This is a genomic window from Rhodococcus sp. NPDC056960 (assembly GCF_042674125.1).
Taxonomy (GTDB): Bacteria; Actinomycetota; Actinomycetes; order Mycobacteriales; family Mycobacteriaceae; genus Rhodococcus_F.
This window is the reverse complement of record NZ_JBHURF010000052.1, coordinates 22,003-32,387: the sequence shown is the minus strand read 5'-3', so window position 1 is coordinate 32,387 and position 10,385 is coordinate 22,003. Positions and strand designations below refer to the sequence as shown.

Here is a 10,385-nt window from a genome sequence, read left to right as displayed (position 1 = left end):
CCCGGCGCCGCCATCACCCAGGGCACCGTCCTCGCCGAACTCAAATAGCCTGTGAGTACTTGTTAACCGCCCGCGGTTAACAAGTACTCACGGGTGGCGGCCGTGCATGGCGGCCGTCACCCGGGCTGCGGCGTCACGAACCAATTCACCGATCTCCGCCGTCCGCACCCCCGACATCGGCCGGGACGCGTCGGCGACACACAGCACGACCGCGGGTTCACCATCCCGGTCGAATGCCGCCGCATTGATCGACAGCGGCTGATAGATGCCATCCGGGTCGATGTCACCCACCACCGCATCCGCCGACAGCAGTTTGCGCGCCTCTCGCAGCGCGACGGTCGAGCGGTGCCCTCCCACTCCGCGACCGCGGAGTTCGGAGACGGCACTGGCAAGCGAATGTGCTTGCTGCTGCATCGATTCCATCGCATACCCGCGCTCCCGGACGAGCGCGAGGGCCGGTTCGTACGCGGCCCGCAAATCGTCCGCCCCGACCCCCAAATCCTGCGCGCCGCGCGCGTACCACTCCTCGCGCTGTTCCTGCGGGTACCAGGCCGCGAGTCCCGAACCGATGGGCGGCGCGAGCAGCACCTTGTCGCCGAGCCGCAGGCCGAGGGTCCCGCGGCGTCCGCCGACGGGTTGCACCACCTCGGCCACCACCACGTCGGCACCGGACTGCACGAACGCGATGGACGCCATGTCGGACGCGTCGGCCAGTTCGTGCATCACGGACCGCGCGAGGTCGACGACGTCCGTGGCCGTCGAGGCGGCGCGCCCGATCGGGATGAGCGCCGGGCCAAGACGGTACGTCTTGCGGGTGGGATGCCGGATCAGCCAGCCGGCGTCGGTCAGCGCCACGACCATCGGATAGCAGGTCGCCTTGGCGACGCCCAGGTGCCGGGCGATGTCGGCGAGGCTGCGGGGCGTCTCCGGCTCGTCGGCGAGGAGTTCCGTCAGCATCACGATGCGGTCGGTCTGTGGTGAGTTTCGTGCCATGTGTTCGCATAATGCCACTCTGGCGTCGCACTGTGAACGGCGATACAGTCGAGCCGTCTGAACGATCGCTAAATTACGTGGACCTCCGTCACAGCCGCTGCAGGAAGTGAAACCATGAAACGCTTCGATCTACGTCACCGGACCGACCGCCTCGATCCCGAGACGCAGCACGAAGAGATCTATCGCATTCTCGCCACGCAGGAATTTCCCTGGGACATCAACCAGGCCCTCAGCTTCGCGCTGTTCCGGACGTATGCCGTGCCCACCATCGGCCGGTTGCTGTTCGAGACGGGTGAGTTCACCGAGCGCGTGCAGAAACGCTACGACGACACCGGGCTCATCCTCGATGCCGTCCTCGAACACGGCCTGACCAGCGATTCCGGGCGTGCCGGGATCCGCCGGATGAACCAGATGCACGGCTCCTACGACATCTCCAACGACGACATGCGCTACGTGCTGTCGACGTTCGTGGTGACCCCGGTGCGCTGGATCGACGACTTCGGCTGGCGGAAACTCACCCGCAACGAGATCGTCGGATCCACCAACTACTACCGGGCGCTCGGCAAGTACATGGGCATCAAGGAGATACCCGAGACGTTCGAGGCGTTCGAGACGTTCCTGGACGATTACGAGCGGGAACACTTCCTGTTCGACGAGGGCGGCCGCGCCGTCGCCGACTCCACACTCGATCTTCTCTGCACGTTCCCACCGAACAACCTTGCTCCCGCGCCCCTGATCAAACGGTTCTCGTGGGCACTGATGGACGACCCGCTTCTCGACGCGTTCGCCTACCGCAGGCCCTCCCGCCTCGTGCGGACGCTGTCCCGTGCGGCATTGAAGGCACGGGCACGCCTGGTCCGGTTCTACCCCGTACGCACCGTGCCCAAGTTCGCGCGCGATCTGCCCAACATTCGCAGCTACCCGAACGGGTACGACGTGGAGAAACTGGGCACCTTCCCCCGAACCTGCCCCATGCAGCACACCGACGGTACGGTCGCGCCGGAAAACACCGCATCCCGAACCGCTTTGGACGCCTGATCGCCGGAAAGCCGTGTGTTCGAACTATTCTCGGACACACGGCGAATGGGGGTGGGTATCACCCGGTTCTGCCGTAACGTGGCCGCGCGTAGAGACCGTCGACAGGAAGGGATTCTGTGCACTTCTCGCGAGGGACCTTGACCATTGCCGCACTGGCAGGAGCGGCCTCACTCGCTCTGGCCCCCACGGCAACCGCCGCCACCACCTACCAGATCAACGTCGTCCCACCCATCGGAACCGTCTTCGCCAACAATCTGGTGACGCTCGGCGCGATCGTCACCCCCACACCGACGGGCACGGACGGCACCACCCCGGTCGAGCTGGAACTCACCGACCCTTCCGGCGACGTGACCGCGCGGACGATCCCGCTCACCCTGGGCGCCGGGACGGCCGCGATCCGGACCCACGAGGCCGGCCGCTACACCGCCGTGTTCACGTTCGCCCCGCCGAACGGCGAGCCGACCGAGACGACGACGGAATTCGACGCCGTCGGATCCGGTCTCGGACTGGGGAGCTGACGGCTCCGGCCGTGCCGAGGCGCATCGCCGTCAGACGTCGGCGGTGCGCTTCTTCTTCGGTTTCACCGGGTCTTCGGTGGATCCCACCGTCTTCATCGCGATCTCGACGTACTTGCGCGCCACGGCATCCGGGGTCAGCTTGCCTTCGGCGTGATACCAGCGCGGAATCGACTGGCACATGCCGAGCAGCGCCCGCGTCGTCTCCGCGGCATCCGACACGTCGAACAGTTCGCGCTTCTTGCCTTCTTTGACGATCTCGAGGACCAGTTCCTCCACACCCTTGCGGACCGTGCGGTAGCGCTGCCGGTTCTCCGGGCTCAGGTACCGGACCTCGCTCTCGAGCGCCGCCAGCCGGGACCGCATGGTCATCCGCAGCACGATCGCCTCGATGACATTGGCGAGCCGCTGCACCGGATCGTCGCCGCCGTCGGCGCTCGCGGCGTGGGCCCGCTCGAGAACGTCGCTGGTGGACAGCTCGAGAAGCGCGAGGAGAACTGCTTCCTTGTTCTCGTGGTGGTAATAGAGAGCGGGTACCGTGACACCGACTCGTCGGGCGATGTCGCGCACCGACGTGCCGTGGAAGCCGTGTTCGTAGAACGCGTCGAGGGAGGCGCTGAGGATCGGCGTCAACTTCGTGGGTTCGAGGCGACGCCAGTCTGCGGCGTTGCCGACCACGGTGGGCGTCGCACCCTTGGATGAGCTGACCATCAAAGACCTATCTACCGCTCGCTATGCCAGGACGGCTCAAGTGTAGCTGCAAAGGTAGTCGGCGAAGGTCTGCGGCGGGCGTCCGGTGAGCGTCTCGACGTCTCCCGTCACGACCGCCAACTCACCGGCCGCGATCGCTGCATACGAGGTCACCCACCCTGCGACCTCGAAATCCGGCGCCCCGAAGTGAGCGCGGGACGCGTACGCCTCGTCCAGTGTCTCGTTCACGAAACGCACCGAACGTCCGGTCACCCGGGTGATCGTCGCGGCGGCCTCGGTGAGGGTGAACGCTTCCGGACCGGTCAGCCGGTAGGTGACGCCGTCGTGGTCGCCGTTGCCCGTGGTGAGGACCGCCGTCACGGCATCGGCGACGTCGTCGGGCGCCACCGCACTCACCCGGCCGTCCCCGGCAGGACCGCGGATGACACCCTGCTCGTCGGCCATCAGCGGGATCATCGACTGATACCAGCTGTCCTGCAGGAACGTGAATTTCAGCCCACTCTCCCGGATGTGCTGCTCCGTAAAGTAGTGGTCGCGTCCGAACGTGAACGTGCACTCCGGCGCCGCACCGAGAAACGACAGGTAGACGATCCGCTCCACCCCGGCGGCGCGGGCCGCGTCCACGACGGTGCGGTGCTCGTCGCGTCGGGTGGCGCTCTCGTGCCCCGAGACGAGGAACAGCAACCGGACGCCGTCCAGCGCCGCGGTCATCGCAGGCCCGTCGGCGTAGGTGGCCACGGCGAACGCCGAGTCGAAGTGCTCGGCGAGCGGCGCGAGTCGCTGCGCGTCGCGCCCGATCAGCCGCACACCTGCGCCGCCGCCGAGCCGCTCGAGCACCTTGCCGCCGATGGACCCCGTCGCTCCGGTCACTGCAATCGTCATGGCCCGCATTCTCCCAGCGACCGCCCTCTATCCTGGCGCGTATGACTGAACCCGTGGCAACCGCCGACCTGGCAGACGAGATCGGACCCGACATCCGGAGCTGCGACACGCAGTTCATCCAGTTCGGCGGCCGTGAAGTGTTCTCCGGCCCCATCACCACCATCAAGTGCTTCCAGGACAACCTGCTGGTCAAGCAGACCCTCGGCGAGCCCGGCAACGGCGGCGTCCTCGTCGTCGACGGCGACGCCAGCATCCACACCGCCCTCGTCGGCGACATCATCGCCGGCCGCGGCGTCGACAACGGCTGGGCCGGAGTGATCATCAACGGCGCAGTTCGCGATTCGGCGATCCTGAAGACCCTCGACATCGGCGTCAAGGCGCTCGGCACCAACCCCCGCAAGAGCACCCAGACCGGCTCCGGTGAGAAGAACGTCCCGATCGAGATCGGCGGCGTCACGTTCAACCCCGGCGAAACCGTCTACAGCGATCAGGACGGCGTCGTCGTCCGCTGACGTTGCGAAACCCCGAGGAGGCGCACATGTCCGACGACATCCGTTCCAAGGTAGCCGGGCTGATGCCCACGGCGCGTGACGAACTCGCCGAGTTGGTGGCGATGCGGTCGGTGGCCGATCCGCGGCAGTTCCCGCCGGAGGAGTGTGTGCGCGCCGCCGAGTGGGTTCGGGACGCGTTCCTCGGAACCGGGATCGGACAGGCCGAGCTGATCGAAACGTCCGACGGGTCGCACGCCGTCGTCGGACATCAGCCCGGGCCGGACGGCGCGCCGACCGTGCTGCTGTACTGCCACTACGACGTTCAACCGCCCGGCGACGAGAAGCTGTGGCACACCGACCCCTTCACCCTCACCGAGCGGGACGGGCGCTGGTACGGGCGCGGCGCGGCCGACTGCAAGGGCAACATCGTCATGCATCTGCTGGCATTGCGCGCACTCGGCACCCCCTTCCCCGTCGGCATCAGGATCGTCGCCGAAGGATCCGAGGAGATGGGCACCGGCGGGCTCGAGAACCTCGTCGAGTCCAGGCCCGAACTCTTCGACGCCGACATGATCCTCGTCGTCGACACCGGCAACGCCGCGGTCGGCCTGCCTACCGTCACCACCACCCTCCGCGGCATCGCGAACGTCGTGGTCCACGTCGAGACCCTGGCCGGGGAAGTGCATTCCGGCATGTTCGGCGGACCAGCCCCCGACGCTCTCGCCGCCCTCGTCCAGATGCTCGCCACGCTCCGGGACCGGGACGGCAACACCGTCGTCGACGGTCTCGACTCGAACGAGACGTGGACGGGTGTGGACTACCCCGAGGCACAGTTCCGGGCGGACGCCGGTGTTCTCGACGGGGTCCGCCTCGCAGGCTCTGCCTCGATCGCCGACGCCGTGTGGGCGCGGCCGGCGCTGACCATTCTCGGCATCGACTGCCCGCCCGTCGTCGGATCGGCCGCCGCCATCTCGCCGCGCGCATCGGCCCGCCTCAACCTGCGGGTCCCGCCCGGCACGGACCCGCGGAAGGCGCAGGACGCACTCGCGGCGCACCTCGAGAACGCCGCCCCGTGGAACGCACGGGTGAAAGTGGAACGCGAAGCGGTGGGCTCCCCGTTCCGCGCGACCACCGACGGTCCCGGTTACGCCGCCCTCGGCGCGGCGATGGAAGAGGCGTTCGGGAGGGAACTCGGAACCGCCGGACAGGGCGGTTCCATCCCCCTGTGCAACGTCTTCTCGGCCGTCGTCCCGAGAGCGGAGATCGCGCTGATCGGCGTGGAGGAACCGCGCTGCCTCATCCACGCCCCCAACGAGAGTGTGAATCCCGGCGAAATCGAGAACCTCGCCGTCGCCGAGGCACTGTTCCTGCGGAAGTTCGCCGCCGCGGACCGTCAGGCCTGAGCGCTCACCCTCGCCGTCATCCCGCCGATCTCCACGACGTCCCCGTCCCGCAGTTGCCGTCCCCGCCGCACCTCGACCTCACCGTTCACCGACACCAGCCCGTCGGCGATCACTTCCTTCGCCTCGGCCCCCGACTCGATGAGGTTGGCGAGCTTGAGGAATTGGCCGAGACGAATGGATTCGTCGCGGATCGGCACGGCGTCGTGAATGTCGGACATGCCTCTATCTTCCCTCTCCCCCCAAATCGCGGCCCGACGGCTCACACTGAACACTGGAACATCTGTCTCCCGTGATCGGTACGCATCTCTTGCCGGGAAGGAAACACTCGATGTCAGCTAGCACCGAGACACACCAGGCGTCCGAGGCGGCCGTCGCCACCGGACCACGGCCCCGACCCGCCCTCGGATCGAAGAACGGGCGCCTCCACCAGGTTCCCCACATCGCGGGACTGACCCTGGGCGTGTTCTCGGTGCTGGTGTTCCTGTGGAGCATCTCGCCGGTGCTGCGTTACTACGTGCACGTGCCGCGGGAGTACGTCGACACGTATTACTTCGACGCTCCCGACACCAGCCTGTCGTGGGCGCTGGTGGTCGCGCTGCTCGCCGCGGCGCTGGCGAGCCGCAAACGCATCGCCTGGTGGCTGTTGACGATCTACCTGACGCTGATCCTGATCACCAACGTGATCGTGAGCATCACCGACCGGAACGTGAACGCGATGGTCGCCGCCGTGGTCCAGGTGGTGCTCATCGGCATCCTCATCGCGGCCCGGCCCGAGTTCTACACCCGGGTCCGGCGCGGCGCGGGCTGGAAAGCCCTCGGCGTGCTCGTCGTCGGTCTCGCCATCGGCACCCTGGTCGGGTGGGGACTCGTCGAACTCTTCCCCGGCACCCTGCCGCAGGGCGAACGTTTCCTGTGGGCGCTCAACCGCGTGACCGCCCTCGCCGCGGCCGACAACGAACAGTTCAGCGGACGCCCACACGGATTCGTCAACACCCTCCTCGGCCTGTTCGGCGCCCTCGCCCTGCTGGCCGCCGTCATCACCCTGTTCCGCGCCCAGCGCTCCCACAACGCCCTCACCGGCAACGACGAATCAGCGCTGCGCGGACTGCTGCTGCAGTACGGCGCCGACGACTCCCTCGGCTACTTCGCCACCCGCCGCGACAAGGCCGTCGTCTTCGCACCCAGCGGGAAGGCGGCCATCACCTACCGCGTCGAACTCGGCGTGTGCCTCGCCAGTGGTGATCCGATCGGCGACCCCGAGGCCTGGCCGCACGCGATCGAGGCGTGGCAGGCCCTGTCGTCCCAATACGGTTGGGCCACCGCCGTGATGGGGGCCAGCGAAATCGGGGCCACCGCCTACAACAAGGCCGGTCTCACCGTGCTCCAACTCGGCGACGAGGCCATCCTCCGCACCCGCGAATTCAACCTCAGCGGACGCGACATGCGGCAGGTCCGCCAGGCCGTCACCCGCGTCCGCCGCCAGGGCGTCACCGTCCGGATCCGCAGGCACCGTGACGTGCCCGCCGAAGAGATGGCCGAGGCCATCCGACTCGCGGACGCGTGGCGCGACACCGAAACCGAGCGTGGATTCTCCATGGCGCTCGGCCGGCTCGGCGACCGGCTCGACGGCGACTGCCTGCTGGTCGAGGCCATCGACGAGGACGGCGAGATCGACGGCATCCTGTCGCTCGTCCCGTGGGGACCGACGGGTGTCTCCCTCGACCTGATGCGCCGCAAGCCGACGTCCCCCAACGGGGTGGTGGAGCTGATGGTGTCCGAACTGGCCACCACCTCCGACCAATTCGGCATCACGAAGGTGTCGCTGAACTTCGCGGTGTTCCGCTCCGTCTTCGAGGAGGGCTCCCGCATCGGAGCGGGACCCATCCTGCGGATCTGGCGTTCGATCCTCGTGTTCTTCTCCCGCTGGTGGCAGCTCGAGGCGCTCTACCGGTCCAACGTGAAATACCAGCCCGAGTGGGTGCCGCGGTTCCTCTGCTTCGAGGACAACCGGGAACTGCTGCGCGTCGGATTCGCGTCCGCCGTCGCGGAAGGATTCGTGACCCTGCCCCGGTTCGGCCGCTCCGGAACCCGGGACGCCATCGCGCACACCGGCACCCACGCCGCGGTCCCCGCCGCACTCGTCGCCGCCGAGGGTCTGCACTCCGACGGCAGCGCACCCGGCGAAGGCCTCGCGCCGGCGGCGACCGGACCGAAACGTCCCGAGCAGGTGCGCGTCCGGCTCGACAAACTCGCCGGCCTCGCCGAACAGGGCATCGACCCCTACCCGGTCGCGTTCCCGCCCACCCACACGGTGACCGAGGCCGTGGAATCCCCCGAGGGCACGACGGTACGCATCGCCGGCCGCCTGCTCCGGATCCGCGACTACGGCGGCGTCGTGTTCGCGGTGGTCCGGGACTGGTCCGGCGACATCCAGGTCCTCGTCGACGAAGCCCGGGTGGGGACCGATCGCATCCGGGCGTTCGCAGCCGAGTTCGACCTCGGCGACCTCGTCGAGGTCGCCGGCGTCATCGGATACAGCCGCAGGGGCGCACTGTCACTGCTGGCGAACGAATGGCGCATGACGGGCAAGTGCCTGCACCCGCTGCCGGACAAGTGGAAGGGACTGTCCGACCCGGAGACCCGGGTGCGGCAGCGGTACGTCGACCTCGCGATCAACTCCGACGCCCGGCGCCTGCTCGAGGCCCGCAGTGCCGTCGTGAAGTCGCTGCGCGATTCGCTCGGCGGTCGCGGCTTCCTCGAGGTGGAGACCCCGATCCTGCAGCAGGTCCACGGCGGCGCCAACGCTGCACCGTTCCTCACCCACATCAACGCCTACAACCTGGACCTCTACCTGCGGATCGCGCCCGAGCTGTACCTCAAGCGGCTCTGCGTCGCCGGCATGGAGAAGGTCTTCGAGATCGGCCGCGTCTTCCGCAACGAGGGCGTCGATTTCAAGCACAACCCGGAGTTCACCATCCTCGAGGCGTACGAGGCGCACAGCGACTACGAGAAGATGATGGTGCTGTGCCGCGAGCTCATCCAGACGGCGGCGGTCGCCGCGTACGGACGCGAGATCGTCATGCGGCCCGGCCCCGACGGCACCCTGGTGGAGGTCGACATCTCCGGCGAGTGGCCCGTCAAGACGATGCATCAGGCGGTCGCCGAGAAACTGGGGGTCGACGTCTCCCCCGAGACACCGCTCCCGGAACTGCAACGGCTGTGCGACGAACACGAGATCCCGTACCAGTCCACCTGGGACGCCGGCGCCGTCGCGCAGGAAATGTACGAGCACCTCGTCGAGGACTACACCGAATTCCCCACCTTCTACACCAACTTCCCCACGTCGATGTCGCCGCTGACGCGTCCCCACCCCACCATTCCGGGGGTCGCCGCGAAGTGGGACCTCGTCGCGTGGGGCGTCGAACTCGGCACCGCGTACAGCGAACTCACCGACCCCGTGGATCAGCGAAACCGGCTCACCGAGCAGTCGATGCTCGCCGCCGGCGGTGACGAAGAGGCGATGGAACTCGACGAGGACTTCCTGCAGGCCCTCGAACACGCCATGCCCCCGACCGGTGGGCTCGGCATGGGCGTCGACCGGGTCGTCATGCTCATCACCGGCGGAAGCATCCGCGAAACCCTCGCCTTCCCCCTGGCCAAGCCGAGGCAATGATCGCCCGTGGCCGGGTCGCCGTCGCGGCGCTCCTGATCCTCGGTGCGGTCGGGTACGCGTCGTGGCTGCTCGAGTTCGTCCTCGACACCGGCATCGATCCGCTGCGGGGATTCGCGAGCGAACTCGCGGCCGCGGATCAGCCGTACGGATTCTGGTTCCGCTCCAGCGACCTGGTCACCGGGTGCATCGTCGCCGTCGCCGGGGTGCTGGGACTGTCACGGTACTCGCGCGGCTGGGTGACGTCGGTCGGGTGGATCGCACTGATCGTGTTCGCGCTCGCGACGATCGCGGATTCGCGTCTGCCGATGAGTTGCGCCGCCACCACCGACGCCGTGTGCGCCGCCCGCGAGAACGCCGGGCACCTGCCGCTCACCCATGATCTGCACGCCGTCACCAGCGCGTCCGCGTCGACGGGAGCGGTGGTGTCGACGCTCGCGTTCCTGCTGGCCGCGTTCCGCTACGGCTGGCCCACCTGGTTGAAACTCACCGGCGTGGTCGTGGCGTTCGTGTTCATCGGCGGCACGGTGTGGACGCTGACGGCCGCCGGATTGCGCGGCCAGCAGGACGCCTGGCTCGGACTCGGGCAGCGTGTCCAGCTCGCCGCCTTTTCCGGGTGGCTGATCTTCGTGGCGCTCACCGTGATTCACGTCACCCCGGAAAGTGATGGTTCCACGTGAAA

General features: G+C 68.0%; 10 protein-coding genes. 6 read left to right on the top strand and 4 right to left on the bottom strand.

Annotated features, from left to right (window positions below; all coding sequences use genetic code 11):
* Positions 1-87: 87 nt before the first annotated feature.
* Positions 88-993 (bottom strand): IclR family transcriptional regulator, encoded by a 906-nt coding sequence (locus tag ACFTWF_RS42995; RefSeq protein ID WP_378467157.1) that lies wholly within the window; start codon positions 991-993, stop codon positions 88-90.
* A 114-nt stretch (positions 994-1,107) separates the two neighbouring features.
* Here ACFTWF_RS42995 and ACFTWF_RS42990 point away from each other — a divergent pair, with 114 nt between their 5' ends.
* Positions 1,108-2,031, top strand: coding sequence for an oxygenase MpaB family protein (locus tag ACFTWF_RS42990; protein WP_378467156.1), 924 nt, complete (start codon positions 1,108-1,110; stop codon positions 2,029-2,031).
* Positions 2,032-2,147: 116 nt separating this feature from the next.
* The gene (locus ACFTWF_RS42985) at positions 2,148-2,549 is read left to right on the top strand and encodes a hypothetical protein (protein ID WP_378467155.1); all 402 of its coding nucleotides are present in this window, start codon (positions 2,148-2,150) and stop codon (positions 2,547-2,549) included.
* Between the two features lie 30 nt (positions 2,550-2,579).
* On the opposite strand, the gene ACFTWF_RS42980 is transcribed toward ACFTWF_RS42985, so the two are convergent.
* Entirely contained in the window at positions 2,580-3,257 is a 678-nt protein-coding gene (locus tag ACFTWF_RS42980; RefSeq protein ID WP_378467154.1) for a TetR/AcrR family transcriptional regulator, read from the bottom strand.
* A 36-nt stretch (positions 3,258-3,293) separates the two neighbouring features.
* A complete protein-coding gene (locus ACFTWF_RS42975; RefSeq protein ID WP_378467153.1) occupies positions 3,294-4,139 on the bottom strand; it encodes an SDR family oxidoreductase in 846 nt (281 codons plus the stop codon).
* A 41-nt stretch (positions 4,140-4,180) separates the two neighbouring features.
* On the opposite strand from ACFTWF_RS42975, the gene rraA reads away from it, so the two are divergent.
* A complete protein-coding gene (gene rraA / locus ACFTWF_RS42970; RefSeq protein WP_378467152.1) occupies positions 4,181-4,651 on the top strand; it encodes a ribonuclease E activity regulator RraA in 471 nt (156 codons plus the stop codon).
* Positions 4,652-4,677: 26 nt separating this feature from the next.
* Positions 4,678-6,033, top strand: a complete 1,356-nt coding sequence (locus ACFTWF_RS42965; RefSeq protein ID WP_378467151.1) for a dipeptidase — start codon at positions 4,678-4,680, stop codon at positions 6,031-6,033.
* Here the strand turns inward: ACFTWF_RS42965 and ACFTWF_RS42960 are convergent.
* Positions 6,024-6,251, bottom strand: a complete 228-nt coding sequence (locus tag ACFTWF_RS42960) for an RNA-binding S4 domain-containing protein (RefSeq protein WP_185726757.1) — start codon at positions 6,249-6,251, stop codon at positions 6,024-6,026. The genes ACFTWF_RS42965 and ACFTWF_RS42960 overlap by 10 nt on opposite strands.
* A 110-nt stretch (positions 6,252-6,361) precedes the next feature.
* On the opposite strand from ACFTWF_RS42960, the gene lysX reads away from it, so the two are divergent.
* Together lysX and ACFTWF_RS42950 are read left to right on the top strand one after the other, a co-directional pair.
* Complete coding sequence (gene lysX / locus ACFTWF_RS42955; protein ID WP_378467150.1) at positions 6,362-9,706, top strand: bifunctional lysylphosphatidylglycerol synthetase/lysine--tRNA ligase LysX; 3,345 nt, start codon at positions 6,362-6,364, stop codon at positions 9,704-9,706.
* Positions 9,703-10,383 carry a DUF998 domain-containing protein gene (locus ACFTWF_RS42950; RefSeq protein WP_378467149.1) on the top strand — a complete coding sequence of 227 codons (681 nt, stop codon included), beginning with the start codon at positions 9,703-9,705 and terminating at the stop codon, positions 10,381-10,383. The genes lysX and ACFTWF_RS42950 overlap by 4 nt, the downstream gene beginning before the upstream one ends.
* Positions 10,384-10,385 lie beyond the last annotated feature (2 nt).